A 26,924-nucleotide genomic window follows, 5' to 3' on the forward strand; every position below is an offset into this window, starting at 1 on the left:
CGGGCGCAGCGGCGACCTGCCGGACCGCGCCGTGCGGTCCGCACGAGCCGCACGCTCAGTCCGTCGCGGGCTTCGCCCGGCCGGCGCCCGCGTGCTCCGCCAGTGCCCGCTGACGGGCGTAGTCGACGGCCGCCGCCAGTGTCTGGATGTCGTAGGCACCTTGGTGACGTCGGCCGTTGATGAAGAAGGTGGGCGTACCGGAGACGCTGCTGAGGTCCGCGGAGTCCACGTCCTCCGCCACCCGGGGCGCGCCGCGGTGCTGTTCCAGGTCCCGCCGGAACCGCTCCACGTCCAGCCCGATCTCCTGCGCGTGACGCAGCAGGTCGCGCGCGCCGAGAGCGTCCTGCCGGGCCAGCAGCAGGTCGTGCATCTCCCAGAAGCGCCCCTGGCGGGCGGCGGCCTCCGACGCCTCCGCCGCCAGTTGCGCGTTGGGGTGGACGTCGGTCAGCGGCAGGTGCCGCCACACGTAGCGGACGTCCGCGTCACAGCCCAGCAACTCCCGTACCACCGCCTCGGCCTGGCCGCAGTACGGGCACTCGAAGTCGCCGTACTCCACCAGGGTGACCGCCGCCCGTTCGGGGCCGCGGACACGGTCGTGGCGGGCGTCGACGGTGACCGCGAGATCGGTCAGCGGATCGGCGTTGCCCAGCAGCGCCCGGGCCCGGCGGGCGGCCGGCAGCAGGTTCATCACCCCGGTGACCGCCCAGCTCACCGCGAAGGCGCCGACCAGCGTGGCGAGGATGCCGATACGCGCCTGGTCCAGTTCCTCGCCCTCGAAGGCCAGCGAGGCGATCAGCAGCGACACCGTGAAGGCCGCTCCGGCGATCGCTCCGCCGGCGGTGACCGAGCCCCAGCCGACACCGGGCCGTAGCCTGCCGCCCGACAGCAGTCGGGCGGCCGCCATGGACCCGACGAGCCCGATCATCTTGCCCACCACACAGCCGCACACGATGCCCAGCGTGATCGGCGAGGTGAACGCCTCGGCGAGTTTTCCGCCGCTGAGTTCGATGCCGGCGTTGGCCAGCGCGAACAGCGGCACGATGCCGAAGCTCACCCACGGCAGGAACCTCTGTTCCAGCCGCTCGTTGGGGGAGAGCGCCGCGGTCAGGCCCTGTACGGCCGAGCGCTGCAACTCGGGTGTGGGCTGTTCCCGGAACAGCCGGAAGAGACGACTGGCCTGCTCCAGGCCCTCGCGCGGCGCCGGATAGGCGACGATCAGGGCGCCGACGGCCAGACCGGTCACGACCGGGTCCACCCCGGCCTCGTGCAGCGCCACCCAGACGACCACCGACAGGACGGCGCAGTACCGTCCCTTGCGGACGCGTGCCAGCCGCAACAGCATGATGACCAGCAGCGTGCCCACGGCGACCAACAGCGCGGGCAGGTGGATGTCGTCGCTGTAGAAGACCGCGATCACCAGGAGCGCGACCAGGTCGTCGACGACCGAGATGGACAGGATGAACGCCCGCAGGGAAGCCGGCAGCCGCGACCCGAGCATGGCCAGGATGCCCAGCGCGAAGGCGGTGTCCGTCGACATCGCCGTACCCCAGCCGTGCAGGGAGTCCCGTCCCGCGTTGAACGCGCAGTAGATCAGCGCCGGAACCACCATGCTGCCCAGTCCGGCCACCGCGCTCAGCAGCACCCAGCGCCGGTCGCGCAGTTCCCCCATGTCGAACTCGTGCCGGGCCTCCAGGCCGACGACGAAGAAGAACAGGCTCATCAGCCCGGCGTTGATCCACTCGTGCAGGGTCAGCGACAGGTGCCTGGTGTCGAAGCCGATCGTGAAGTGCGCCTGCCACACGGCCTGGTACGAGTGCATGTCGATGTTGGCCCACAGCAGCGCGACGCACACCGCGCCGAGGAGCAGGACGGCACTGCCGGTTTCGGTCTGCACGAAGGAACGCCAGCGCGTCTTGCTCTGCGTTGCCAGTCCCTGGGACGCCTCGGTGGACTCGTAGCCGCTCACGTGCCGATTATCACCGCCGGCCAGGTGATGGGCGGCCGTGACTCGACACCGGCGACAGTGACCTGGGGCTCGTTGCTGACGGTGCGTCATGTAAGGCGCCTGGAACCGGCCTGAGAGCTCTGGTCCGAGAGGTGTGTGCGTTGTCACGCCCATCGAGGGTGGTCTGAGTTGTTTGCATCACAGCGGAAATGTCCATTTGGCGTCCATGCTCGAAGCGGCGCGATCGGCTCCCGAACTGGAGCCTGCCGTCGATGTCTTGGGCGTGCGGTTTCTGAAGTGACCCATGGCACAGTGCCCGCGACAACCCTCCCTAATCCTCCCGGAAGGACACCTTATGTCCGCTTTTCTTTGTCCTCCTGCCGTGATCCACGGAGAGTACGCCGTGGAAACCAGCCAGATCGTGGCGGAGGTGCGCGACCGGCATCCGCATGCGACGTGGACGCCGCGGATCGAGGGAATCGCGGCCAGCACGGGCATAGAGACCCGCGGGTGGATGCTGCCGCTGGAGACCGCCGTGGCGCCCGGCAAGGGCGGTGGCCTGCAGTCCGTCGGCAGCGCCCCGGCCCAAGAAGCACTGGCGCGTGAAGGGTTCACCCAGCAGGACGTGGACCGCGCGATCGCCGCGCTCGAGGCGATACCCGCGCCGCAGACCGTGCAGGAGCGCACCGCGCCGGCCTGGGAGGCGGTGCAGTCCTACGGGGAGCATGCGGCACGCGGGGCCCTGCAGATCGCCGGTCTGGACGCCGCGGACGTCGACTGCCTGATCACCAGTCACTCCACCACCCCGGCGCTGCCCGGCCTGGACGTCGCCCTGGCCAACAGGCTTTCCCTGCGCAACGACGTGATGCTGCTGCCGGCCACACAGTGGGCCTGCATAGCGGGAACCCGTTCCCTGGCGCTGGCGGCGGATCTCGTGGCCGCGGACCCCGACCGGGTGGTCCTGGTCGTGATCGCGGAGGCGCTGAGCACGACCTACCAGCCCGCGGACGACACTCTCGAGTCCCTGATCGTCCGGCTGCTGTTCGCGGACACCGCGGTCGCCACGGTGGTCACGGGCCGGCGGCGGAGCGAGTCGGCGCTGCGGCTGGACGCCGCCTGGCACCATACCCTGCCGGGCACCCAGGACCTGCACCGTCTCGACACGCGGGCGGACGGCACCCACTTCGTGATGGACCGGCGCGGGCCGCGCGCCGTGCAGGAGACGGTCACCGCGATGTGGGAGTGGCTGCGCGTCCGCCACCAGGACGACCCCGACTCCTGGCACCCCGACGTGCTGCTCGCGCACCCCGGCGGGACCCGGGTGCTGGAGTACATGGAGCAGACGATGCCCGACGCGTGGCCGTCGGGACTGCTGGAGTACAGCCGGGACAGCTACACCAGCGGCAACCGCGGAGGCGCCGCCGTGTTCGACATCATGCGGCGGGCGTACGACGCCGGGCAGAAGTCGGGCAGCCGCGCCGTCCTGTACGCGGCGGCACCGGGCCTCAGCGCGACCGCCCTGGAAGGCGAGTGGCTCTAGCCGGAAGGGGGGCGGTGGCGGGTGGTGGTCCGGGCCCGCGCCATCCGTACGGCGCGCGGCCGTCCCCGCGTCACCGTGCGACTTCCGCCCAGACCACCTTGCCGGTGTCCGTCCACCGCACGCCCCACCGGGTGGTGAGCCGGTGTACGACGTACAGGCCGCGACCCCTGTCGTCGTAGAGGCCGCCCCGCCTCAGGCGCGGCCTGCCGTTGCCGGTGTCGCCCACCTCGCACAGCAGGCTGCGGCCGGTCCTGATCAGCCGTACCGTGACGGGGCCGGTGGCGAAGCGCACCGCGTTGGTGACCAGCTCGCTGACCAGGAGCAGCACGTTGTCCCGGGTGTCGTCCCGGGCGTGCCACTGCCGCAACAGCGCGGAGAACAGCGCGCGGGCCCGGGCCGGCGCGTCATCGCGGGCGGGCAGCCGCCAGGTCGCGGTGTCCCCCTTGCGGTAGCCGATCAGCCGCGCCAGCAACAGGGTCACGTCGTCGCGCTGGTGCGGGGGTGCCAACGCGGAGACCACGTGCCGTGCGGCCTGCTGGAGGGCGTCCCAGGGGTGCACCGTGGACACGGCGTCCGCCAGCCTGCCGATGCCGTCGTCGATCGCCACGGCCGGATCCTCCACCAGGCCGTCCGTGTAGAGGGCGAGCAGAGAACCGGAGGGAACGTCGAACGTGTGTACGTCGAACGGCTCTCGCAGTGCGAACTCGGCGCCCAGACCCGGATGCGGGCGAATCGGGAGGGGGCCCGCGTGCCCGTCCGGGGACACGAGGACCGGGGGAAGGTGGCCGGCGCTGGACAGCGCCATGCTGTGGCTGACCGGGTCGTAGAGGGCGATGCAGCAGGTCGAACCGAGGGCGCTGTAGCCGGCCGCCAGCCCGGACTCGGTGTCGTCCAGCAGCGTCACGGTCTCGTCCAGGTGCTCCAGCACCTCGTCGGGCGCGAGCCCCGCGGACAGCAGGGCGCGGGCCTCCATGCTCAGCTGGCCCATGGTCGCCGCGGCCCCCAGGCCATGTCCGACGACGTCACCCACCACCAGCGCGGTACGGCCGTCCGGCAGCGGAAAGCTGTTCACCCAGTCACCGCCGACCCCCGCACTGTCGGGCGTGGCCGGCTGGTAGACGCTCGCGATCTCGATGGTGTTCCCGCCCATGCGGGGCAGCAGCCGGCGCTGCAACGCCAGCACCTGCTTGTGCTCACGCTGGTGCTGACGCGCCAGATCGACGTGGTGGACGGTTCTGGCGACCAGTTCCTGCAGGTCGAACAGTTCGCTGTCGCGGAACGGACTGTCGGCCCGACGCCAGATCTCGGCCAGGCCCAGCACGACGGGCGGCGCGCCGTCCAGGACCAGCGGTATGCACGCCACACCCGCCGACCGGTCGCCGGGCACCAGGGCACGTATCAGCCGAGGACTGCCGAGGACCCGCTCGACCGCCTTCCGGTCGGGGATGACGATGGCCTGCGGGGCGTCGTCCCGCCGCACCGCCTGCGCCAGCAGGCGACTCGCGTCACCGGGAAGATCGTCGCCCGGAGTGACATAGCCCTCGGGCCACGCGCGGTTCGGCACCAGGGCCGCCCGCCGCAGCCGGATGCGCCCCTGTGCCTGCCCGGTGACTCCCTCGCCCGTCCACACGGTGAAGTCGAGGTCGACGGCGGCCACGTCTCCCCAGGCCAGCAGGGACTCCGCCAGTGACTGCGCGGTCTCGCCGATGTCCAGCGAGGTGCCGATTGCGGTCTCGGCGGCGTACAGGTGCAGCCTCTTGGCCATGGCGATCACGGAGACGGTCAGGCCTTCCTGCGGCACCGCGGCCGGCAGGATGCTCAGCGACACCACCAGTTCCGACCCGTCGCGGCGCCGCAGGCGCTGGATCCGCGCGACATGCGCCTCACCGGTCTCCAGGACCTGTCGCAGCCGACGGGTGACCGTCGGTACGTCCCCCGGGGGCAGGAGATCGACGAAAGGACTCCCGGCCACGGCGTCCAGACCGGCGAACACCGGCGCGTCCAGATTGGACCGGATCACTCTCAGATCCCTGTCCAGGTTGATCACGCCGAGTATCTGATCCTGCCGGCCGGCCGCCGGGCCGTCGGGTACGCGCGGACCCGTGCCGCGCCCGTCGGCATCGGCGCGACCGGCGGCCGGTTCCGCTCCTCCACGGGGGACGTAACGCCCCAGCGCGCTGCTGACCATGCCGAACGGCGAAGACGACGAAGAGGAGGGTGTGGAGTCCATGTGGCTCTCTCAGCAATCGCCGACGCAGCGCCGGAGCCGTGCTCGGACCCGGCGACGGGGCCCCGAGATCCCTGACCGCACACCTCATTGAATATCACCGGGGCTCGCTTCGCCCACACCGGCGGATCACGCGGCGAACGCGGACAGTGAACGAACGCCGGCCCCGATGGGCACTCACCGGAGCCGACGGCCGTCCGCGTTCAGGCCCGCTGTTCAGGGGCACGGGTCTGCAGCGGCAGGCCCAGGCGGTCGGCGAGTTCGGGTACGTCGATGCCGAAGGTCTCCCGCACCCGGACCCCGCTCGGGGTGAGGTCGAATACCGCCAGATCCGTGTAGACGCGGTCCACGCAGGCCAGGCCGGTGAGCGGGTAGCCGCACTCGGGGACCAGCTTGGGCGCTCCGTCCCGGGTGAAGAGGTTCATCATCACGAAGACCTTCTTCGCCCCGATGGCCAGGTCCATGGCTCCGCCGACCGCGGGAATGGCGTCGGGTGCGCCGGTGTGCCAGTTGGCCAGGTCGCCGCGTGCCGAGACCTGGAAGGCACCGAGGACGCAGATGTCCAGATGACCGCCGCGCATCATCGCGAAGGAGTCCGCGTGGTGGAAGTAGGCGGCGCCCGGCAGTTCGGTGACGGGAACCTTGCCCGCGTTGGTCAGGTCCGGATCGATCTGGTCCTCCGAGGCGGCGGGGCCCATGTTGAGCATGCCGTTCTCGGTGTGCAGAACGACGCCGGAACCGGGGGAGAGGTGGTCGGCCACGAGGGTCGGCTGGCCGATCCCCAGGTTGACGAAGGATCCGTGCGGGATGTCACGGGCGATCAGGGCGGCGATGTCGTGCTTGCCCAGCGGGCCCTGACCGCCGGTCGTCGGGGAAGTCCGGGTCATGAGTGATCAGCCACCTGCACCACGCGGTCGACGAAAATACTGGGCGTCACGACGGTCTCGGGATCGATCTCGCCGGTCTCGACGACCTCGCGGACCTGGGCGACCACGGTGGTGGCCGCGGTGGCCATGACGGGGCCGAAGTTCCGCGCGGTCTTGCGGTAGACGAGATTGCCCATCCGGTCCGCTCGATGGGCGCCGATCAGCGCGAGGTCCCCGCCGATGGGGTACTCCAGCACATGGAGGCGGCCGTCGATCTCACGCACCTCCTTGCCTTCCGCGAGCATCGTGCCGACACCGGTGGGGCAGAAGAAGGCGCCGATGCCCGCCCCCGCCGCCCTCAGCCGTTCCGCCAGAGTGCCCTGGGGGACCACTTCGAGTTCGATGCGGCCCGCCCGGTAGAGGCCGTCGAACACCCAGGAGTCCGACTGGCGCGGGAAGGAACAGATCACCTTGCGGACCCGTCCCTTGGCCAGCAGCGCGGCAAGGCCGGTGTCGCCGTTGCCGGCGTTGTTGGAGACGACCGTGAGGTCGGTGGCCCCCTGTCGTATCAGCGCGTCGATCAGCGCCACCGGCATGCCCGCCATGCCGAAGCCTCCGACGAGCACCGTGGAGCCGTCCTGGACGCCGGCGACCGCCTCGTCCGCGTGGGCACACAGCTGTGTGGTCACCTGCTGCCTCCGGCGACGTTCTCCAGGACCACGGCGAGGGCCTGGCCCACACCGATACAGATCGCCGCGACACCCCACCGCTTGCCGGATTCCTGCAGACGGCGGCAGAGGGTGCCCAGCAGGCGGCCGCCGGACGCACCGAGGGGGTGGCCGAGCGCGATGGCCCCGCCCTTGGTGTTGACGATCCCCGGGTCGACATCCCAGGCGTCCACGCACGCCAGCGCCTGGACGGCGAACGCCTCGTTCAGCTCGACGGCGTCGACGTCGCCCCAGGAGATGCCCGCGCGCTTGAGCGCCCTGTTCACGGCCTCGACGGGCGCGTATCCGAACATCTGCGGATCCACCGCGGCCACGCCGCGGCCCGCGACGCGGGCGAGGGGCTCCGCGCCGATGCGGGCGGCGGCCGCGGCCGAACCGAGCAGCACCGCGGAGGCGCCGTCGTTCAGCGGCGAGGCGTTCCCGGCCGTGATGAGGCCGTCGGCGCGGTAGGCGGGCTTGAGCGTGGCGAGCTTCTCCATGGTGGACCCGGGGCGGATGCCCTCGTCGCGTTCCAGAACGGTGCGCTCGCCGTCCGACACGGGAACGACCAGGCCGTCGTAGAAGCCCGCGTTCCAGGCGTCGTCGGCGAGCCGGTGGGAGCGGAGGGCGAACGCGTCCTGGCGCTCGCGGGAGATCGCGAAGCGGTCTACGAGCTGTTCGTTCGCCTCGCCCAGGGAGACCGTCCACTCCTTGGGCATGCGCTCGTTGACCAGGCGCCAGCCGAGGGTGGTGGACACGGCGGTGACGTCCCCCGCGGGGAAGCCGCGCCCGGGCTTGGGCAGAACCCACGGGGCGCGGGTCATCGACTCGACTCCGCCGGTGAGGACGATGTCCGCGTCGCCGCTCTCGATGTCGCGCGAGGCGATGAGGGCGGCGTCGAGGGACGATCCGCACAGGCGGTTGACGGTGGTGGCGGGCACCGAGGTGGGCAGGCCCGCCAGCAGGACGGCCATCCTGCCGACGTTGCGGTTGTCCTCGCCGGCGCCGTTGGCGTTGCCCCAGACGACGTCGTCGATGCGTCCGGGATCCAGTGCGGGGGTCTTGGCGAGGACCCCGCCGATGACCTGTGCCGCGAGGTCGTCGGGCCGGACCTCGGAGAGGGCGCCCCTGAAGCGGCCGAAGGGGGTTCGCACCGCCGAGTAGAGATAACTGTCGGTCATACCGTCACGGTAGAAGCGCGGGCTTCACTACGTCCAAGACCCAATCTGCATGGATTGATAAGCCGATCTTATAGAATGGGGGTATGGAGCTGCGACAGATGCGGTATTTCCTGGCGCTGGCCGAGGAGTGCCACTTCGGACGGGCGGCCACGCGCCTGCACGTGGCTCAACCGGCCCTCTCCCAGCAGATCAAACAGCTGGAGAAGGAGCTCGGGACCACCCTGTTCACCCGCTCCACCCGGCACGTCGCCCTGACCGAGGCCGGACATCACCTGCTGGAGCACGCCCGCACCCTGGTCGCCGAGGAGGAGCGCGCCCGCCGGCACATGACGGAGCTGGCCGGCGGCCACGCCGGACGGGTCTCGACCGGCTTCATCGGCACCGCCACCTACGATCTTCTGCCGCAGGTCGCACGCACCGTGCGGGCCCGGCTGCCCAGGATCACCATGGACCTGCGCGGCGAACTCCTCACCCCCGACCTGGTCGACGGACTGCTCGACGGCACCTACGACCTGGCGGTCCTGCGCGGCCCCGCCGACCACGAGGACATCCGCACCACGCCCCTGCGCTCCGAGTCCCTGGTGGCCGTCCTCCCCTCGCACCACCCCCTCGCGGCCCGGCGACGCATCTCACTCAAGGCCCTGGCCGACGAGCCGTTCGTCGTCCACTCCTCGCGCTCCTCCATGTACGGCCGGGTCCTGGCCGCATGCCGGCGCGCCGGATTCCAGCCGACCTCACTGATGGAGGTCGGAGAGACGGCCACCCTGGTCGTCTTCGTGGCCGCCGGACACGGCGTCGCCCTCGTGCCCTCACCGGTACAGAGCCTGCGCCTCGCCAGCGTCGCCTACGTGCCCCTCACCCAGACGGAATCCGTGGATCTGGTCCTCGCCGGCCATGCCCGGCGCACCACCCCCGCCACCGAGCAGGTCGCCTCGGTGATCAGAGAATGTGTGGACGGGCCCGAACACCGGCAAGCCCCGCCCTCTACGCTGGAGGGATGACGAGCGGCACAACAGGTGCGCCGGTGCGCTTCAGTACGACCGGACTTCCCGAGGCGGAACGCATCGCCCTGTGGGAAGAGCACAACGCCGAGGCCCTGATCGGGCTGCGCTGCCGTTCCCTGCACGACACCGCCCTCGACGCGACGGAGATCAACCTCCAGCTGCCCAGGGCACACCTCGCCCGGGTCCTCGGCAGCCCGCACGTCGTCGAACGACCGGACGCCGAGATCCGCCGCGTGCCGTCGGACGCCGTGGCCTGCTATCTGACCCTGGCCGGTGACGCCTTCTTCTACTACGACGACGGCGTACGGCTGCTGCGTCCGGGACAACTGCTGGTCTGCGACGCCGACCAGCCCTTCATCCGGGGCTTCTCGCACGGCCTGGAGGAGCTCGCGGTCAAGATTCCCCACCAGGTGTGGCGTGACCTCGGCGGCCCGCCCTCCCTGCCCCAGCCGCTGGTCGTCGACGCCGGCGCCGTCCACACCCGGACGCTCGCCACCCTGGTCGCCCGGGCGCTGCCACCGGAGTCCTCCGTCGCCGCGAGCGTGGACGAGGACACCGTGCTGGACCTGCTCGTGTCCGCCGCGAGCGGCCGGGCCCCCTCCCTCTCCACCGTCCACCTGACCGTCGCGAAGACCTACATCGACGACCACCTGGCCGACACGGGGCTGTCCGCGGCCCGCATCGCCCGCGGCATCGGGATCAGCGAGCGCCATCTGTCCCGGGTGTTCGCCGCGGGCGGCACGAGCGTGCCGCGCTATCTGCTGCACCGCCGCCTCGAACGGGCCCGCACCCTGCTGACCGCCGGGGGAGAGGCGACCGTGGCCGAGGTCGCCGCGCGCTGCGGGTTCGTGTCGGCCGCCCACTTCTCCCATCGGTTCAAGGAGCGCTACGGCCTGCGCGCCACCGACGTCCTGCGCGAGGCGCGCGCCCGGTCGTAGCGGGGCCCGTGCCCGCGCGAAGCGGGGGCGGGATCACGTGCCGTCGGGTGCCAGCACGATGTCGAAGCGGACCCGGGACCAGGACCGCTCGCCGAGGTCCCGCCCGTCCGGCGTGGGCGTACCCGCCGGCTGCGCCACGAAGTCCTTGACCAGCGACTCCTTCACCCCGAACACGGAGTCCCGGTCCAGCAGTTCGTCACCGCGGACGAAGATGTGCGTGACCAGCGTGCGCAGCGCGGGAGCGCTCACCATGAAGTGCAGGTGCGAGGCGCGCATCGGAGAACGGCCGGTCGCCGCCAGCAACCCTCCCACCGGCCCGTCGTGGGGAATGGGATACGGCGTCGGCGTGAGCCCCCAGAACCGGTAGCGGCCGTCGGCGTCGCTGAACAGATGCGCCCGCGCCGCCATCCGGTCGTCCCCGTACTGCGTGTCGTAGAAGCCCTCCTCGTCGGCCTCCCACACCTCGATCCGCGCCCCGGCCACGGGGTTTCCGGCGGTGTCCGTGACGGTGCCCTCCACCCAGCAGGGTTCTCCGGCGGCCCCGAAGGCGAGATCGCCGCCCTGGGCGATCTCGGGGCTGTTGTCGACGAAGAACGGGCCGAAGACGGTGGCCTCGGTGGCGTCGCCGTACGCCTCGTTGTTGACGGCGACCGTCTGCATGGAGGCTCCGAGCACGTCCGACAGCAGGATGAACTCCTGGCGGCGCTCGTCGGTGATGTGACCCGCGCGGGTGAGGAACTCGATCCCCCTGTGCCACTCGTCCTCGGTGAGCCGGACCTCTCGCACGAAGGCGTGCAGGTGGTGGACCAGCGACCGCATGATCTCGCGCAGCCGGGGGTCGGCGCAGTCGTCGAAGGAGGCCAGCACCTGGCGGGTGATCTGCTCCTCACGCTCCTGCTGCTCGGCCGGGACGGGCTTGCGGGGGGTGCGGGTGTCGTTCATCGGGCCTCCCAGGCGTTCCGGACGAGATCGGTGACCGCGTCGAGGGTGACGGGCCGCGGATTGCCCGCGGGCGCGGCGGCCACGACGGCCTCGGCCACGGCCGCCACACCGTCCCGGGGCATACCGAGGTCGCGCAGCGAGCGCGGCGCGCCGAGCCGGTCACTCAGGCCCACGAGCCCCTCGACAGCGGTCGGGGAGCCGAAGGCCTCGGCCAGGCGCCGCTCGGCGTCCGGGGCGAAGGGCACGTTGAAGGCGAGGACATGGGGAAGGACCACCGCGTGGGTCTGGGCGTGCGGAAGGTTGAACATGCCGCCCAGCACATGGCAGACCTTGTGGTGCAGTCCCGACCCGGCGGAGGCGAACGCCACGGCGGCCAGGTAGGCGCCGTACAAGGTCTGTTCCCGCCCGTCCAGCGCCTGCGGGTCCTTCACGACCAGCGGCAGCCCCGTCCGCAGCGCCCGCACGCCTTCGGCGGCGAGCGCCTGGTCGATCGGATCGGTCCGCGGTGCCCACATGGAGTCCACGCAGTGGGCGAGCGCGTTGAGACCCGAAGCGACACTCAGCCCGACCGGAAGGGAGAGCGTGAGCGAGGCGTCGTACACGATGGCACGCGGCAGGACCTTCGGGTCCGTACCGGTGGTCTTCACGGAGTCCTCGGTCAGCCCCCACACGGCGGTGGCCTCCGAGCCGGCGTACGTGGTCGGGACGGCGACGATCGGCAGCCCGGTGGTCAGCGCGACCGCCTTGGCCAGCCCCGTGGTGGAGCCGCCGCCGACACTGACCAGGGCGTCGACGTCCCGGTCGGCGGCCGCCGTGCGAGCCCGCGCGGCGACCTCGACGGGAACGTGCATGACGACCTCGTCATGCCGGTGGACCACGGGCAGGCCGGCGGTGACGCGCTCGGCGAACTCCCGCTCGGCCGCTCCGGCGATGACCATCACCCGCCGGGCGCCGAGCGCGGCGACCTCCGCGGCCAGGCCCTCCGCGGCCGCGCCGGAGGCGAACCGGACCCGCTGAGGGAGCGTGTCGTGGACAAAGCGCACGGTCTAGCCCCTTCCCAGGACGGCGAGCAGAGCAGCACGCAGCTGGTCCTCGGGGTTCTCGGGCAGTTCCACGGCCCGCCACGCGATGTGCTTGTCGGGACGCACCAGCAGCACACCGCTCTCGTCGATCCCGCGCAGCTTGGCCCAGTCGTAGTAGAGGTCGGTCACTTCGCGGCCCGGGCCGATGACGACGGTCGTGAGCGGGACACCCAGTTCCTCGCCGACCCTCTGGGCCGCCCGCTCCCACGCCTCGCCCGCGATGCCGGTCAGCAGCGTCCAACGGTCGTACGGCGCCAGGTCCATCAGCGCGTGACGGTGGGCGCTGTCTCCGACCCAGGCGTGCGGCAGATGCGCGCCGGGGACGGTCGACATCTCGTAGTACAGATCGGCGTCGCGGGCGGGCGCGGGCAGTTCGCTGCCGTCGGAGACGACGGCCGTCGAGGTGTAGTGCTGGCCCAGCTCCACACCGTGCGCGTTGAACTCGTAGTTCTTCAGCTCCATCGCGCGCACCAGCGCGGCCCGCTTGGCGGCCCCGGCAGGGGTGTTGGCCTTGCGTTCCTCGATGGCGGCCGACATCGCGGCCTCGTCCGGCGCGCCGAGAACGCCCAGTGCCTCGAAGATGTCGACGAACTCGCGGCTGGACCTGTTGGCACGCTTGACGATGCGCTCGGCGACGGGAGCCCGCTCCGCCGTGTACGTCTCCAGCAGGCTCGCTCCCGCGTGCCCCTTGAGCACGGCAGCGATCTTCCAGGCGAGGTTGTACGCGTCCTGGACGGAGGTGTTGGAGCCCAGGCCGTTGCTCGGCGGATGCCGGTGCACGGCGTCGCCGGCACAGAACACGCGGCCCTGCTGGAGCCGGGTCGCGTACATCTCGTTGTTGCCCCACAGGCTGGTGCCGGTGATCTCCACGTCCAGGTCGGGTGCTCCGAGGAGGTTGCGGACGATCTGCACGGCAGCGGCTTCGTCGACGACCGGGGGCTCCCCGGCGATGTCGTAGCCCCACACGATCAGCCACTCGTTCCACGGCCGCACCATGCGCACGAGCCCGGCGCCGATGCCGCCGACGTTCGAGCCGGGCTGGACGACCCAGTACAGGACGGACGGCCGGTGGGCGACGTAGCGGCTTATGTCGGCCTTGAACGTGATGTTCATCGAGCCCGCGATGTCCATCGCGCCCTCGAAGGGCAGACCGATGTCCGCGGCGACCTTGGAGCGGGCACCGTCCGCGCCGATCAGGTACTTCGCGCGGATGCTGTACTCGTGCCCGGTGAGCCGGTCCAGCACCCGCACGGTGACGCCGTCGGCGTCCTGGGTGTGCGACAGGTACTCGCTGGAGAACCGTGTCTGAGCGCCGCGCTGCGCCGCGTTGCGGACCAGGATCGGCTCGAGGTACGTCTGCGGGATGTCCACGGTGAGGCAGGGGGACGCCAGCCGGTAGTCCGCCTCCCGGTCCGGCCGGGTCCCCCAGGTGTGGATACGGCCGATCTCCTCGCCGGTGATGCTGGTGCAGAACACCGTGTCGCCGACCAGGGAGTGGTCCGTGGCGTCGGCCAGCACCTGTGCTTCGATGCCCAGATCGCGGAAGACCTCCATCGAGCGCTGGTTGGTGATGTGCGCGCGGGGCGTGTTCGCCGTCCACCGGTACTTCGTGATCATGATCGTGTCGACGCCCAGCGTCGCCAGCAGCAGCGCCGCGGAGGCGCCGGCGGGACCGGAACCGACGACCACGACGTCGGTCGTGACGGCCGAGTCGGCCGGCAGCTCGGTCTCGGACATCCCGTCGTTGAACATCGGCATCGTGCTGACCTTTCATCGATCCGGCGGCGTTGCCGGCTGCGCCAGTGTGGGACGGACGCGGACGGCCCGGAACAGAACGGCGGCGAGGTCGGCGGATCCGCCAAGACATGGCGGATCCACGAAAGACCCGGTCACTCCGCGGGGTCCGGACGCGCGGCCGGCGCGGAGCACCGGGCGGCACGGCGGGACTCGCCGCAGGAGGTGGTCCGGCCCGAAGAGGGCCGTGGGGCACCAGCCGATCCACCCGCTGTCCCTGAGTGCCAGGCCGCACACCGCTCGTCCGCGCCCCGGTCCTCTACGCGCGTACCCCTGCACAACTCCTCTGTGCCATCAGGTGATTGACGTGGCGGTCGGGGGGCTGCTTCACTGAGGCAGTGGCTGAGCCACTGGACCAAGAAGTCGCTGAACCGGCGGGCCGCCAGACCAGTGGGCCGCTGAACCACTGACCGAAGCCTGGGAGATCCTCCGTGGCCGTCGAAAGCATTCCGCGCCGAACCGTGGTCGACCTGCTGGAAGAACGGCTGCGTGACGACATCCTGAGCGGCACGCACGAACCCGGTTCCCTGCTGCCCCCCGAGAGGGAGCTGGCCGCCGGCTACGGGGTCACCCGTACGACCTTGAAACACGCGCTGACCCGGTTGGAGCAGGCGGGACTGCTGAGCACCCGGCACGGCATCGGCACGCGCATCCTGGACTACCTGCGGGTCGGCGGCGCCGACCTGCTGCCGATGCTGGCCGCACAGGATCCCGCATGGCTGCGGGAGGTCTTCGAGGTACGGCGGCAGATCGGCACCCTGATCGCCGGCCGCGCGGCCGACCGGCGCACGGAACGACAGGCCCGGCGGCTGGAACACCTGCTGGGCCAGGTCGCGGACGGCCCGGACGCCGACGCCGTCCAGCTCGCCGACGCGGAAGTGCATCGCGAACTGGCGCGGGCCACGGGCAACCGGGTCTATCTGCTCCTCACGAACACACTGTTCAACGCCTACCTTCCGGTACGGGCCTCGCTGCGGGCGCCGTTCGAGGACGCGGCGCGGGCGGCGGACCGGCTCGCGCCGGTGGTGAGGGCCGTGGTCGACCGGGACGGCGAAGGGGCGCGGCGCGCCGCGGAGACGTATCTGGCCGGCACCGAGAAGATCATGCTCGGGGCGCTGGGCAGTCCTCGCGGGCGGCCGGCCGCCGACAGCCCCCGGTAGCCGCGTTTCCCGGCCCCGGCTGCGGGTCCGCCGGCTCCCGTCGAGGCGAGCCGTGCGCGGCGAGGCGGCCCGGACCGGGCGTGGCCCGATCATGCGCGGATGCCCGTTCGTTCCACGTTTCTCTATGTGTCATGTACGGGTCATAGCGACGTGCCCTGGTGAACGCCCGGCGGGGCGAGACCAGGCGCGCGGCGGCGACCCCTCAGGAGCCCGGGGCAATCCGGGCCCATCACCCCCAGGACGGCCGCCCGTTCACCGTGGACGCGGCGGCGACCGACAACACAAGGAGCATGGTGAGCAGATCGAGCAAGAGACGCGGCGTCCTCATCGGCGTGATGCTGTCCGCGGTCATCGGCGGCACCGTCCAGCCCGCGATCGCCGCGCCGGTGCGGGACGCGGGCGACCAGGCCACACCGTTCCGGCAGTCTCCGGTGCGGTCGACCGAGCAGGAGATCGCGCGGGCGCTGTCCGCCTCGCTGCGCGACCCGCGGTGGCGCGAGCAGATCCGTGCGGCCGCGCTCGGCACCGAGGACGTGGACCTTCAGGCGCTGGCCGGCAGGAGCGCCGCTGCCGAGGGCAGGAACCTGTTCGCTTCCGTCTCGGCGGCGGACCGTCGCATCGCGAGGCTGAAGGGCCTGCCCGCGTCGACCGGGTCGCTGCTGCGCGTTCGGCTGGCCGCGCCGTCCATGCGGTCGCGGCTGAACGCCGACGCCACCCCCTGGATCGCCGTCGCCGCGGCCGCCGACGACGCCAGGAGCATCACGGCGTACGACAGTCGGGGCCACGCCCACGCCGTCGACACCGCGCGCGTCCCCGACCGCCCGCTGTACGTCCTGGACATCGACGTCAGCAAGGCTCACCGGGCCGGCCTGAAGGTGCTGCAGAACGCCTTCGCCGACAAGGGGCTGACCTCCCTCCCGTCCAAGGCCGCGAACAGCGCCCACGCCGCCGCGGCGGGCTGGTGGGCGACCAAGGTCACGGCCGTCGAGGTGAACGACGACCAGGAGCCCTGGTTCAAGGGCTCCGCCGAGATGTTCTCGCTGGTGACCGGTTTCGGTCAGGACGGCACGGCGCGCGTCGACTCGGTGGACATGCCTTACCTGGACTACGACGGCACCGTCTACTACCCGAACCAGATCCTGGTCAACTGGTCGAACTACAAGTACAACCTGGCCGACGTCGTCATGATGGAGGACGACGACGGCACCAACTACCGTGCGCTGGCGCAGGCGATCACCACGGCGCTGCTCACCGTGACCGACCAGGGCACCTACATCCCGCTGGTGAACGCGGTCCTCAGCGCGATCCCCGACGGCTGGTTCACCGACGACCCCGACTACGTGGAGTCCTGGTACACCCTGGCCCAGAACTCCACGGGCCGGCTGAACGGCGCCTCGGGCAACGGCTGGATGACCGTCGAGCCCTACTTCGTCGAGGAGTTCTAGACCTCGCGGGCAAGCGCGGACCGGCCGCCGCACGCCGATGAACGAGCCGGTCCGCGCCGTCGGTGAACGCGCCGCGCCACGCCGCGGCGCGGGGGTGCTTCCTTCACGCCCTGTTCTGGTCGTGGGCCAGGGCGTGGGTGACCGTGGTGGTGCTCTCGTACAGGACCCGGTACTGGGTGAACCGGCGGTCGTAGACGGCCGCGGTGGCGGGATCGGGCCGGACCACCGACTCCGCCGGATTCCAGGCCGTGATGTCCGGTCGGCCGATCAGGCCGGCGGCGAGGAAGGCGGCACCGTAGCTGGCACCGATGGTCGTGCGGGCGACGATCTGTTCGAGACCGGTGACATCGCTGACGATCCGAGGCCACAGTCCGCCCCGGGTGCCGCCGCCGACCGCGACGATCCGCCGGATGTCGGCGCCGGCCGCGAGCATCGTCTCGACGTTGTGCCGGACACCGTAGGCGGTGGCCTCCAGCGCCGCCCGCATCAGGTCGCCCCGGGTGTGACCCAGCGTCAGGCCCGCGATCACGCCCCGGGCGTCGGGGTCCATGACGGGTGTGCGTTCCCCGGCGAAGTACGGCAGCATCACCAGGCCGTTCGCCCCCGGGGGCGAGGCCGCCGCCTCGTCGAACAGCACGCCGAGGCCGACGTCGCCGAAGAGGTGCCCGAGCCAGTCGGTGACGGCTCCGGAGGTGGCCATGCCGCCGGCCAGGCAACGGGTGCCGGGCAGGGCGCCGACCGTGGACCACATCGACGGGCTGGTCACGAGCCGGTCGACAGTGTTCACCAGGAACATCGTGGTGCCGTACATCAGCATCAGATCACCGACGCCGTGGCCGCCGACGCTGACGGCCTCGCTCCACGCGTCGATCGTCCCCACGATGACCGGCGTCCCGGCCGGGACACCCGCGACGGGCGTGCGCACCCGGCCGGCCTCCTCGCCCGGCCAGCGCAGCGGGGGGAGTTCGACGCCGGGTGCGATGTGCTCGGCCCATTCGGGGATCCAGCGCTGCTCGTGGATGTCGAACAGCGGGGTGCACTGGCTGGCGGAATGCAGGTCCAGTACGTAGGCGCCGGTCAGCCGGTGGGCGAGCCACGAGGCGGGCATGAGGAGGCGGCGGGCGCGTGCCCACACCTCGGGCTCCCGCTCGCGGATCCAGGCGAGTTTCGGCCCGACGGCCTGGGAGGACAGCGCCGAACCGCACCTGCGAAAGACGGCGTCCGCCCCCAACTCCCGGTTCAGCCGGGTGATCTGTTCCTCGGCGCGGGTGTCCACCCCGTACAGCACCGCCGGACGCACCGGCTCTCCCGCGTCGTCGACCAGGAGGGTGCACGGCCCCATGCCGCTGACTCCGACGGCTCGGACGACGACGTCGTCGCGATCGAGCAGCTCGGCCGCGAGCGAGACGAACTCGTCCCACCACACCTGTGCGTCCATCTCGACGTGCCCCGGCCGGGGACGGTCGACCACGTGAGTGCGTACGGCCTCGCCCAGGATGCGGCCGGCGGTGTCGACCACCACGCCCTTGGTGCTGGAGGTGCCAACGTCAACTCCGAAGACGACGTCGATCATGTACTGCCTCCCTCGGCGTCGGGTACGCCACCGTAGATTGTCGCTCGGTCCGGCGGGCGGCCGCGGTTCAGCCGGACCGCCGCCCGAGATGCCGTCACATCTGTACCCGGTGACCTTGCGGCAGTCGTTGACATGCCCCTGCCTTGTGGCTAGCTTCGCGAAGAGTCCCGTACGTGCTTCCTGGGCGCCCGCAGCCCAGGGTCCCATCGAAACGCTCGCATCTCAGGCACCTCATCTCCACGGTTAGACAACGTTGTCAGCCTCTGGCGATCAAGACATCTCGGTGCGTCATCCCTCACCCGGGGTCGCGTTCTCGGCGCGGAGACAACGTTGTCGGACCTCCACTCCCGAGTAGAGGAGCAAACCCCGTGATCACACGACTGTCGAGACCTCCCGGAACGGCGGCGATCGGTCTCCTCGCCGCAGCGGCACTTGCCGCGGCCGGGCTGTGCACGCCTGCGTGGGCGGCCGGGAAGGCCGCGCTCGTCACCTCGCCGGCGACTCTCGTCAATCCGTTCATCGGAACGTCCAACCAGGCCGACGACTTCCCGGGGGCCGACGTCCCGTTCGGCATGGTGCAGTGGAGCCCGGACACGCCGTCGCGCCCCGACGGCGGGGGCTACGAGTACAACGACTCGTCGATCACCGGTTTCAGCCTGACCCACATCGCCGGCCCCGGCTGCGGCGCGGCCGGTGACATTCCGGTGCTGCCCACGGTGGGAGCCGTGAACACCGGTGCGACGGACGCGTTCTCGCACGCCAACGAGTCGGCGTCCGCCGGATCCTACAAGGTCGCGCTCAACAACCAGGTGACCACGGAGCTGACCACCACCGCGCGCAGCGGTATGGCGCGCTTCACCTTCCCCTCGACCAGCCAGGCCAACCTGATCTTCAAGTTGACGGGCAGTCAGAACGGTGCCACCTCGACACAGTTCACCAAGGTGTCGAGCACCGAGGTGAGCGGCCAGGTGACCAGCGGCCACTTCTGCGGAGCGGGAAACACCTACAACGTGTACTTCGACATGGTCTTCGACCAGCCGTTCGCCTCGCAGGGCAGCTCGCTCGCCAAGGCCGCGACAGCCACTTCCACCGCCCCCGCCAGGGCGTCGAAGAACGCCGCCGAGAAGCCCAACAGGCCCGTGCTGCACGGAAAGAATCCGGGCGCCCCGGAGCCGAAGACCACGGGCTCCCCGCGGTCCGCCCCCAACGCCGCCGCCCCCGCTGCCGCCACCTCGAACGGCTACGTCACCTTCAACACCACGTCCAACCCGGTGGTGCAGGCCAAGGTCGGCATCTCCTATGTGTCGGTCGCCGGCGCGGTCGCCAACCGGACCGCGGAGAACACCGGTTGGGACTTCAACGCGACCCGCACCGCGGCACAGAACGCGTGGAACAGCACGCTCGGCAGAGTGCAGATCGCCGGCGGGACCGCCGCGCAGCAGCAGAGCTTCTACACCGCGCTCTACCACTCGCTGCTGCACCCGAACGTGATCAGTGACGCCAACGGCCAGTACTACGGCTTCGACGGAAAGACGCACACCGTGGACGCCGGCCACAGCGCGGTGTACGCGAACTACTCCGGCTGGGACATCTACCGCTCGCAGGCCCAGCTCGAAGCCCTGGTCGCTCCCCAGGTCGCCTCGGACACCGCGCAGTCGATGGTCGACGACTACACGCAGACCGGGATCTTCCCCAAATGGTCGGAGAACAACGGCGAGTCGTACGTCATGGTCGGTGACCCGGCGGACGCCATCCTCGCCGACTACTACGCCTTCGGCGCCCGGAACTTCGACACCACGACCGCCCTGGCCGACATGGTCAGGCAGGCGAGCACGACCAACAACGACCGGCCAGGTCTCGCCTACCTGAACTCACCGGGATACATGCCGCACGACGGCAGCTACGGCTGCTGCAACTTCTACGGCCCGGTGGCCACCACCCTGGAGTACGACACGGCCGACTTCGCGATCTCGGCGATGGCCGGAGCGCTCGGCGACACCGCGAACCAGAAGGCGTACGCCAACCGCGCGCAGGACTGGCGTAACGTGCTCAACCCCGCCTCCGGCTTCGTGGAACCCCGAAACGCGGGCGGCTCGTGGACCGGTGGCTTCGACCCCACCAGCGGCACCGACATGGTCGAGGCCGACTCGTGGATCTACACCGGGATGGTGCCCTTCAACATCGGCGGCCTGACGCGCGCCAAGGGGGGCAACACGGCGATGAACCACTACCTGGACACCGTGCTGCGCAGCTACACGGGCGCCAACGGCTACGCCTGGGTCGGCAACGAGCCGAGCATCGAACTCCCTTGGGAGTACGACTACACGGGGCAGCCCTACAAGACCCAGGGCACGGTCCGGGCGATCCAGGACCAGATCTGGTCGAACACCCCGGGCGGCCTGGCCGACGGCAACGACGATCTCGGCGCGATGAGTGCCTGGTACGTGTGGTCGGCGCTCGGCATGTTCCCCGAGACGCCCGGAACCTCCGACCTCGCCCTCGGCTCACCGCTGTTCACGCAGGCCGTGGTCACCCTTCCCTCGGGCAGGACGCTGACGGTCAACGGCAACGGCGCCGCGGACAACGCCCCCTACGTCCAGTCCGCGGCGTGGAACGGCACCGCGTGGAACAACGCCTACGCCCCCACCACGGCGATCACGGCCGGTGGCACCCTCGACTTCACGCTCGGGACCAGCGCCAACACCTCCTGGGCGACGGCGGCCACCGCGGCTCCGCCCTCGTACGCGGGGGACACCGCGGCGCCGGCCTCGCCGCGGATCGGTCCGCTCACCTCGGCGGTGGCCTCCGGCCTGTGTGTGGACGACGCGTCCTCCGGCACCTCCGACGGCACCCACGCGCAGATCTGGGGCTGCAACAGCACGTACGCCCAGGACTGGATCGTCGCCGGTGACGGCACGATCCGGACCCTCGGCAAGTGTCTGGACGCCGATCACAGCGGGACCACCAACGGCACGCTGATCCAGCTGTGGACCTGCAACGGCAGCGGCGCCCAGCAGTGGACCGCCGGCGCCAGCGGGTCGCTGGTCAACCCCCAGTCGAAGCTGTGCCTGGACGATCCGAACTCCTCGACGACCAACGGCACCCAACTCCAGCTGTACACCTGCAACGGCACGGCGGCCCAGAACTGGAAGCTGCCGAGCTGAGCCTGCCGGGCTGAGCCGTCGGCGGGGGAGCCGACAGCCCCGCTCGTATGCCTCGGTGTGGCGCGTTCCCGTGGGTCCGGGGCGATCGGCCGGGACACAGGGGAACGCGTCGTGCGGGAACCGAGGACCGGGCTGGTCAGGCCCTGCCCGTCGCGAGCTTCGCACGCTGGGAGAGCAGCCGACGCCGGGGCTCCTGGGGCGAGACGCCACCGAACTGGACGTCCCAGGAGCCGTTCTGCCAGGTGAGGAAGACCGCGCACAGGGGTGGCACCGCGAGATGCCAGAACGCTCTCGCCGGTACGGCCAGAGCATCGATGAGCACGGCCCGGACGACGGCTGCCTCGGTGACGGCCACCGTGTGGCTCGTGTGCGGCGCCATGCTGCTCAGCCACTGCGCCGACCGGCGGCAGAGCTGTCGTACGGACTCTCCGCCGTGCGGCGTGGCATCCGGATCCGTGAGCCAGGCGGTGAACCCGGCGGGGTCGGTCGCGGCGATGTCCCTGACAGTTCGACCGCTCCACCTGCCCACGTCGAGATCGCGCAGCATGGGCTCGGACGATGCCGCGAGACCGATGGCATCAGCAGTCTCCGTACAACGGATCGAAGGTGCCCGGACGGCCGACTCGCAAGGAGAGAGCATCGCTCTCGCGGCGCCTGCCATGTGCATGCCTTCGTCGCTGAGATGGGCGTCGCCGAGGAGCGGATCCACAGTGGGGTCACCGCCGGGCGCACACAGAAGCGTCAGGTGGATCGACATGGGACCTACCTCTTTCCTGGCCGGGCGTGGCTTCGGACGTTGTGGCGGCTGCCGGCACGTCGTGCCTCACCTGCTCCACAGTCGGTGCGGGACCCCCACCGGCACCATCCGCCAGGTGTCCGAAACCACCCCGCCGACCGGCCGGCCCCCCTGCGGAGAACGGGAAAGCACGCAGCGACGAGGCAGGGGGCGGACCCGGCGCGCGGCCTGCGAACGCGCGGGCCGTCGGCTCGGTGGCGGCGTTCACCGGTCGGGCTCATGGGGCAGTTCGAGCCGGAGCTCGTAGCCACCCTGATCCGTGGGGCCGGAGGTGACGGTACCGCCGAGGAGCTCCGCCCGCTGGGCCAGACCCGCCAGGCCGTGATGGGCGCTCGGCAGGGCGAGCGCGCTTCGGGTGGGGGCGGTGTTGGTGACCGTGGCGCAGAGGACACCCTCCCTGAGCCCGATACGGACGGTCACGGCGGCGCCGGGGGCATGTTTGCGGACATTGGTCAGCGCTTCCTGCACGGTCCGGTAGACGGCCCGCTGAACCGTGGGCGGAAGCTCCTCGGGCACATCCGTCTCCAGCTTCGCCTCGATGCCGCCGGCCTCCAGCAGATGCTCCAGGTCGGCGAGCGACGGCTGCGGGGTGAGCTCCGTGGGCCTGCTGCCGGAGGCCCGCAGCACGCCGACCATGTGCCGCAGCTCGTCCAGGGTCTGCACGCTCAGGCGGCGGATCGTGGCCGCGGCCTGTCTCGTCTCGGCGTCCCGGCCGCCCACCTGCAGCGCTCCGGCCTGCACGGCGATGAGACTGACCTGGTGGGAGACCACGTCGTGCATCTCCCGGGCAAGCTGCGCACGCTCCTTGGCCAGCACGCTCTGCGCGGTCAGCAGCCGCTCCTGCCTGCGCGCCTCCGAGATGTCGGCGAGCCGCAGCGACAGCTCGCGGCGGGCCTGGACGAGCTGACCCAGGAAGACGGGAGCGGCAGCGGTGGCCAGCGTGTAGCTGAGATGGAACAGGCTGTTCGTCTGGGACAGCTCGGTCGCGTCCAGGGACGACCACGGCCAGGGCAGGAAGTCGATGATCGCGTAGAGCAGCGCGCAGCCGCCCAGCAGGAAACGGTGACGGTTGACGGAGGACAGGGTGTACAGCGCGGCCGTGGGGGCGACCACCGCGTCGGTGACCAGGCCGGTGGGGAGCGTGAGGACGAAGGTCGTCAGGGGCAGCCGGTGGCGCAGCACCAGGGCGAGGGCGCCGAGCACCGCGCAGGCAGTGGTCGGCCGGTCCTCGAGGTCCACGTGAGCCCAGGCGTCCGCCAGCGCCGTCCCGACGAGAGCGATGTCGATGAGCGCGGCGCGCGCCCGGCGGCGGCTCACCGGGCGCCCTCGTCCTGCGCGTGCGTGAGCAGGCCCGCGCGCTCGGCGATCAGAGCCGCCTGGACACGGCTGCTCACCCGCAGTTTGCCGAGCACGTTGGTCACGTGCCCCTTGATGGTGCCGGTACTCAGGTGCAGCCGCTCGCCGATCTCGTTGTTGGCGAGTCCTTCCGCCATGAGGACGAGCACCGCACGCTCACGCTCGGTGAGCCGGGCGGTGAGACGGACGGCGGTGGGCTCACGACCGTTGTTGTCGAGGTAGCCGCCCACCACCAGTCGGGTGACCTTGGACGACAGCACGGTCCCTTCCTCGGCCAGCGTACGCACCAGGTAGGGAAGCTGCTCGGGATCGGTGTCCTTGAGCAGGAAACCGGCGGCGCCCGAACGCAGGGCGGTCGCCACGTACTCGTCGGTGTCGAACGTGGTGAGTATGGCGACCACCGGCGGCTCCGGCATGCGGCGGAGGTCGGCCAGGATCGTGAGCCCGTCCACGTCCGGCATCCGGATGTCGAGCAGGACGACGTCGGGGCACAGCTCCCGTACCGCCTGTACGGCCTGGCCACCGGGTACCGCCGCGACGACTTCGATGTCCTCCGCCGTCTCGAGGATGTGCGTGAAACCCGTACGGATCAAAGCCTCGTCATCGACCACCAGTACCCGGATCATGTGCGCTCCGCTCCTCGCGTGCCCCGGTCGATGCGTACCCCCGCGAAGCCTGCCCGCCGGCGGCCGGCCCGCAGAACCCGCCGGTTGGCGGCGCGACCTCAGCCGGTCGGCGGGCGGCGCCCGCCCACCGCCCCGGCGGCAGGCGCGCAACCTCGGCGAACAGCGCGCCCGGCTCGCCGTGGCGCAGCCAGGACCTCCCCGCCCGTCTCACTACGCTGAGCGCCGGGACACCGCCCGGACCAGGACAGATCGGGAGACCACATGGCCCTTGAGCTCGACATCGACCGCATCCGCCGGTTCCTCGGCGAAGGTGTCCGCGACAAGGTCTACCCGGGTGCCGTCTGGGCCGTCGGTGACCGCTCCGGAACCATGGTCCTCGGTACCCCGGGGGTCCCGGATCCCGACCGGCCCGACGAACCGATGCGGCACGACACCGTCTTCGACGTCGAAGGCCTGACAGAGATCCTCGCGGTGTGGTCGGCCATCGGATCCCTCGTCGAAGCCGGCAAGCTGCACCTCGACGAGCAACTGGGTGACTTCTGGTCCGAGGTGCGCGGGCATCCGCTGGGCCGGGTGAGCGCTCGCCACCTGCTCACCCATACGGCAGGCATCCCGCTCCGGACCGACCCGTTGAACCGGTACGGCACCGACCCCCAGGACATGCGCGACGGCGTCCTCCACGACGCCGTGCGTCGCCCGCCCGGGGAGGCCGTGGAGTACACCGACCGCGCCGCCCTCGTCCTCGGTTATCTCGCCGAAGAACTCTCCGGCCGGCGCCTCGACGACCTCGCGGCCACCGAAGTCTGGCAGCCCCTCGGCATGACCCGCACCCGCTACGGCCCCCTGCCCGACGCGGCAGCCGCCCGCTGCGCGCCGACCGAGGTCGACGACATCACGGGGTCCCGCCTGAGAGGCACCGCCCACGCCTCGTCGGCGCGCCTGCTCGGCGGAGTCTGCGGCGTCTCAGGAGTGTTCTCCGTCCTCCCCGACCTCGCGACCTTCCTCCGCCATCTGCTCCAGCCGGGACGGGACGCCGACCTGGCGGGCTTCGGCACCGCCTGGATCAAGGAGTCACTGCGCACCCAGACCGGCGTGCTTGCCCCCGCCGGCGGACTGTTCTGGCACGCGGCCCAGGCAACGGCCCCTGGCGCCGACGACATCTGGGAGCACTACGGCTCCGGCGCGGCAGGCGCATGGCTGTCTCCCGAACAGGGCCGCTGGGCGGTCCTGCTGACCAACACGGGCTACTACACCAGGGATCAGGGATCCCTCATCCACGTCCGCGACACGTTCCGGTCGCTCGCCTTCGCCTGACCATGCCCCCCCCCGTGACCGCCAGCGCACGTCCTGACGCTGACGCGAGCCGTGCCGGCCGGTACGACGGGGTGCCGAGGTGGCGTGCGCGGTCGCACAGGCCACCGGTCTCCCCGGCACGACCGCGGTCGGTCGGGCTACGCACGTACGGGCTCAGTTCATCTTTCCGGTCCGGGCGTCGTGCCACAGGTCGACGCCGCCGTCGACGGCGTATGTGTCGATGTCGGCCAGCTCCTCCGCGGTGAACTCCAGGTTCTCCAGAGCGGCGACGTTCTGCTCGAGCTGTTCGGTACGCGACGCACCGATGACCAGCGAGGTGACCCGCTCGTCACGCAGTGCCCAGGCGAGTGCCATCTGCGCCAGGGTCTGCCCCCGGCGCTGGGCGATGTCGTTGAGCGCGCGGAGCCTGTCCACCATGTCGTCCGACAGCCAGTCCGTGTCGAACGACGTGCCGGCCGCGGCCCGCGAGTCCTCCGGGATGCCGTCGAGGTAGCGCCCGGTGAGCAGGCCCTGCGCCAGCGCCGTGAACCCGATGACGCCGAAGCCCTCCTCCTGCGCCGCGTCGAGCAGCCCGTCCGTCTCGATCCAGCGGTTCACCATGCTGTACGACGGCTGGTGGATGAGCAGGGGCGTGCCCAGTTCCCGCAGGATCGCGGCGGCCTGCCGGGTGCGCTCGGCGTCGTAGGAGGAAATCCCGACGTACAGGGCCTTGCCCTGGCGGACGGCGGTGTCGAGCGCGCCCATCGTCTCCTCCAGGGGCGTGCTCGCGTCGAGGCGGTGGGAGTAGAAGATGTCCACGTAGTCGAGGCCGGTGCGCTGCAGGGACTGGTCGAGGGAGGCCAGCAGGTACTTGCGGGAGCCTCCGCCCTGACCGTAGGGGCCGGGCCACATGTCCCAGCCGGCCTTCGTGGAGACGACCAGCTCGTCCCGGTACGGACCGAGGTCCTGCTTCAGCAGCCGCCCGAAGTTGATTTCCGCGGAACCGTAGGGCGGCCCGTAGTTGTTGGCCAGGTCGTGGTGGGTGATTCCGAGATCGAAGGCGCGCAGCGCGATGTCCCGCTGGCTCTCGAACGAGCGGTCGTCACCGAAGTTGTGCCAGTAGCCCAGCGAAAGGACGGGCAGGTCGAGGCCCGAACGCCCGGTGCGCCGGTAGCGCATCGTGCCGTTGTACCGCTCGGGGTCCGCGACGTGGTTCATGGGGGTCTCCGCAGGTGACAGTGGGTTTCATGCCGTTCGGGGGGGGCGAACGTGCCTACTGTGCCCT

Annotated in this window: 20 protein-coding genes; 7 read left to right on the forward strand and 13 right to left on the reverse strand. The window is 71.1% G+C overall.

Annotated features, from left to right (window positions below):
* Nucleotides 1-55: 55 nt before the first annotated feature.
* Nucleotides 56-1,966 (reverse strand): Na+/H+ antiporter NhaA, encoded by a 1,911-nt coding sequence (gene nhaA / locus ACWDGI_RS10565; protein ID WP_450757399.1) that lies wholly within the window; start codon nt 1,964-1,966, stop codon nt 56-58.
* 334 nt (nt 1,967-2,300) lie between these two features.
* On the opposite strand from nhaA, the gene ACWDGI_RS10570 reads away from it, so the two are divergent.
* The gene (locus ACWDGI_RS10570) at nt 2,301-3,485 is read left to right on the forward strand and encodes a type III polyketide synthase (protein WP_450757401.1); all 1,185 of its coding nucleotides are present in this window, start codon (nt 2,301-2,303) and stop codon (nt 3,483-3,485) included.
* Nucleotides 3,486-3,555: 70 nt separating this feature from the next.
* On the opposite strand, the gene ACWDGI_RS10575 is transcribed toward ACWDGI_RS10570, so the two are convergent.
* The 4 genes from ACWDGI_RS10575 to ACWDGI_RS10590 all read right to left on the reverse strand — a co-directional run bounded on the left by ACWDGI_RS10575 (nt 3,556) and on the right by ACWDGI_RS10590 (nt 8,466).
* Entirely contained in the window at nt 3,556-5,715 is a 2,160-nt protein-coding gene (locus tag ACWDGI_RS10575; protein WP_450757403.1) for a SpoIIE family protein phosphatase, read from the reverse strand.
* Between the two features lie 200 nt (nt 5,716-5,915).
* The gene (locus tag ACWDGI_RS10580) at nt 5,916-6,599 is read right to left on the reverse strand and encodes a 3-oxoacid CoA-transferase subunit B (protein ID WP_450757405.1); all 684 of its coding nucleotides are present in this window, start codon (nt 6,597-6,599) and stop codon (nt 5,916-5,918) included.
* A complete protein-coding gene (locus ACWDGI_RS10585; RefSeq protein WP_450757406.1) occupies nt 6,596-7,267 on the reverse strand; it encodes a 3-oxoacid CoA-transferase subunit A in 672 nt (223 codons plus the stop codon). The genes ACWDGI_RS10580 and ACWDGI_RS10585 overlap by 4 nt, the downstream gene beginning before the upstream one ends.
* A complete protein-coding gene (locus tag ACWDGI_RS10590) occupies nt 7,264-8,466 on the reverse strand; it encodes a thiolase family protein (RefSeq protein WP_450757408.1) in 1,203 nt (400 codons plus the stop codon). Before ACWDGI_RS10590 ends, ACWDGI_RS10585 begins: the two co-directional genes overlap by 4 nt.
* Before the next feature lie 83 nt (nt 8,467-8,549).
* Between ACWDGI_RS10590 and ACWDGI_RS10595 the strand changes: the two genes are divergently transcribed.
* Nucleotides 8,550-9,467 (forward strand): LysR substrate-binding domain-containing protein, encoded by a 918-nt coding sequence (locus ACWDGI_RS10595; RefSeq protein WP_450757410.1) that lies wholly within the window; start codon nt 8,550-8,552, stop codon nt 9,465-9,467.
* Nucleotides 9,464-10,408, forward strand: coding sequence for an AraC family transcriptional regulator (locus ACWDGI_RS10600; RefSeq protein ID WP_450757412.1), 945 nt, complete (start codon nt 9,464-9,466; stop codon nt 10,406-10,408). Before ACWDGI_RS10595 ends, ACWDGI_RS10600 begins: the two co-directional genes overlap by 4 nt.
* Before the next feature lie 33 nt (nt 10,409-10,441).
* On the opposite strand, the gene ACWDGI_RS10605 is transcribed toward ACWDGI_RS10600, so the two are convergent.
* The 3 genes from ACWDGI_RS10605 to ACWDGI_RS10615 are packed head-to-tail and all read right to left on the reverse strand — an operon-like array spanning nt 10,442 to nt 14,190.
* Complete coding sequence (locus tag ACWDGI_RS10605; RefSeq protein ID WP_450757414.1) at nt 10,442-11,350, reverse strand: intradiol ring-cleavage dioxygenase; 909 nt, start codon at nt 11,348-11,350, stop codon at nt 10,442-10,444.
* Complete coding sequence (locus tag ACWDGI_RS10610; protein ID WP_450757416.1) at nt 11,347-12,393, reverse strand: maleylacetate reductase; 1,047 nt, start codon at nt 12,391-12,393, stop codon at nt 11,347-11,349. The genes ACWDGI_RS10605 and ACWDGI_RS10610 overlap by 4 nt, the downstream gene beginning before the upstream one ends.
* 3 nt (nt 12,394-12,396) lie before the next feature.
* On the reverse strand, nt 12,397-14,190 hold the full coding sequence (locus ACWDGI_RS10615; RefSeq protein ID WP_450757418.1) for an FAD-dependent oxidoreductase: 1,794 nt from the start codon (nt 14,188-14,190) through the stop codon (nt 12,397-12,399).
* A gap of 467 nt (nt 14,191-14,657) precedes the next feature.
* Between ACWDGI_RS10615 and ACWDGI_RS10620 the strand changes: the two genes are divergently transcribed.
* A complete protein-coding gene (locus tag ACWDGI_RS10620; protein WP_450757420.1) occupies nt 14,658-15,386 on the forward strand; it encodes a FadR/GntR family transcriptional regulator in 729 nt (242 codons plus the stop codon).
* 290 nt (nt 15,387-15,676) lie between these two features.
* Entirely contained in the window at nt 15,677-16,831 is a 1,155-nt protein-coding gene (locus ACWDGI_RS10625; protein WP_450757422.1) for a DUF3103 family protein, read from the forward strand.
* Nucleotides 16,832-16,934: 103 nt separating this feature from the next.
* On the opposite strand, the gene ACWDGI_RS10630 is transcribed toward ACWDGI_RS10625, so the two are convergent.
* The gene (locus tag ACWDGI_RS10630) at nt 16,935-18,404 is read right to left on the reverse strand and encodes an FGGY-family carbohydrate kinase (RefSeq protein ID WP_450757424.1); all 1,470 of its coding nucleotides are present in this window, start codon (nt 18,402-18,404) and stop codon (nt 16,935-16,937) included.
* Between the two features lie 368 nt (nt 18,405-18,772).
* On the opposite strand from ACWDGI_RS10630, the gene ACWDGI_RS10635 reads away from it, so the two are divergent.
* Complete coding sequence (locus ACWDGI_RS10635) at nt 18,773-21,568, forward strand: lectin (protein WP_450757426.1); 2,796 nt, start codon at nt 18,773-18,775, stop codon at nt 21,566-21,568.
* 136 nt (nt 21,569-21,704) lie between these two features.
* Here ACWDGI_RS10635 and ACWDGI_RS10640 read toward each other — a convergent pair whose 3' ends face one another.
* The 3 genes from ACWDGI_RS10640 to ACWDGI_RS10650 all read right to left on the reverse strand — a co-directional run bounded on the left by ACWDGI_RS10640 (nt 21,705) and on the right by ACWDGI_RS10650 (nt 24,346).
* Nucleotides 21,705-22,325 (reverse strand): histidine phosphatase family protein, encoded by a 621-nt coding sequence (locus ACWDGI_RS10640; RefSeq protein ID WP_450757428.1) that lies wholly within the window; start codon nt 22,323-22,325, stop codon nt 21,705-21,707.
* A gap of 243 nt (nt 22,326-22,568) precedes the next feature.
* Complete coding sequence (locus ACWDGI_RS10645; protein WP_450757430.1) at nt 22,569-23,681, reverse strand: sensor histidine kinase; 1,113 nt, start codon at nt 23,679-23,681, stop codon at nt 22,569-22,571.
* Nucleotides 23,678-24,346: a response regulator gene (locus tag ACWDGI_RS10650; RefSeq protein WP_450757432.1), complete on the reverse strand. Its 669-nt coding sequence runs from the start codon at nt 24,344-24,346 to the stop codon at nt 23,678-23,680. The genes ACWDGI_RS10645 and ACWDGI_RS10650 overlap by 4 nt, the downstream gene beginning before the upstream one ends.
* Nucleotides 24,347-24,607: 261 nt before the next feature.
* Here ACWDGI_RS10650 and ACWDGI_RS10655 point away from each other — a divergent pair, with 261 nt between their 5' ends.
* Nucleotides 24,608-25,660, forward strand: a complete 1,053-nt coding sequence (locus ACWDGI_RS10655) for a serine hydrolase domain-containing protein (protein ID WP_450757434.1) — start codon at nt 24,608-24,610, stop codon at nt 25,658-25,660.
* Nucleotides 25,661-25,813: 153 nt separating this feature from the next.
* Here the strand turns inward: ACWDGI_RS10655 and mgrA are convergent, their stop codons facing one another.
* Nucleotides 25,814-26,857 carry an L-glyceraldehyde 3-phosphate reductase gene (mgrA, locus tag ACWDGI_RS10660; protein ID WP_450757436.1) on the reverse strand — a complete coding sequence of 348 codons (1,044 nt, stop codon included), beginning with the start codon at nt 26,855-26,857 and terminating at the stop codon, nt 25,814-25,816.
* Nucleotides 26,858-26,924 lie beyond the last annotated feature (67 nt).

It is taken from the genome of Streptomyces sp. NPDC001220, from assembly GCF_053597895.1.

Coding starts and splice junctions, on each gene's coding strand:
- ACWDGI_RS10630 (WP_450757424.1), bottom strand. CDS start 18,404: ATGATCGACGTCGTCTTCGGAGTTGACGTTGGCACCTCCAGCACCAAG.
- ACWDGI_RS10615 (WP_450757418.1), bottom strand. CDS start 14,190: ATGCCGATGTTCAACGACGGGATGTCCGAGACCGAGCTGCCGGCCGAC.
- mgrA (WP_450757436.1), bottom strand. CDS start 26,857: ATGAACCACGTCGCGGACCCCGAGCGGTACAACGGCACGATGCGCTAC.
- ACWDGI_RS10595 (WP_450757410.1), top strand. CDS start 8,550: ATGGAGCTGCGACAGATGCGGTATTTCCTGGCGCTGGCCGAGGAGTGC.
- ACWDGI_RS10575 (WP_450757403.1), bottom strand. CDS start 5,715: ATGGACTCCACACCCTCCTCTTCGTCGTCTTCGCCGTTCGGCATGGTC.
- ACWDGI_RS10605 (WP_450757414.1), bottom strand. CDS start 11,350: ATGAACGACACCCGCACCCCCCGCAAGCCCGTCCCGGCCGAGCAGCAG.
- ACWDGI_RS10590 (WP_450757408.1), bottom strand. CDS start 8,466: ATGACCGACAGTTATCTCTACTCGGCGGTGCGAACCCCCTTCGGCCGC.
- ACWDGI_RS10650 (WP_450757432.1), bottom strand. CDS start 24,346: ATGATCCGGGTACTGGTGGTCGATGACGAGGCTTTGATCCGTACGGGT.
- ACWDGI_RS10625 (WP_450757422.1), top strand. CDS start 15,677: ATGGTGAGCAGATCGAGCAAGAGACGCGGCGTCCTCATCGGCGTGATG.
- ACWDGI_RS10570 (WP_450757401.1), top strand. CDS start 2,301: ATGTCCGCTTTTCTTTGTCCTCCTGCCGTGATCCACGGAGAGTACGCC.
- ACWDGI_RS10580 (WP_450757405.1), bottom strand. CDS start 6,599: ATGACCCGGACTTCCCCGACGACCGGCGGTCAGGGCCCGCTGGGCAAG.
- ACWDGI_RS10640 (WP_450757428.1), bottom strand. CDS start 22,325: ATGTCGATCCACCTGACGCTTCTGTGTGCGCCCGGCGGTGACCCCACT.
- ACWDGI_RS10600 (WP_450757412.1), top strand. CDS start 9,464: ATGACGAGCGGCACAACAGGTGCGCCGGTGCGCTTCAGTACGACCGGA.
- ACWDGI_RS10655 (WP_450757434.1), top strand. CDS start 24,608: ATGGCCCTTGAGCTCGACATCGACCGCATCCGCCGGTTCCTCGGCGAA.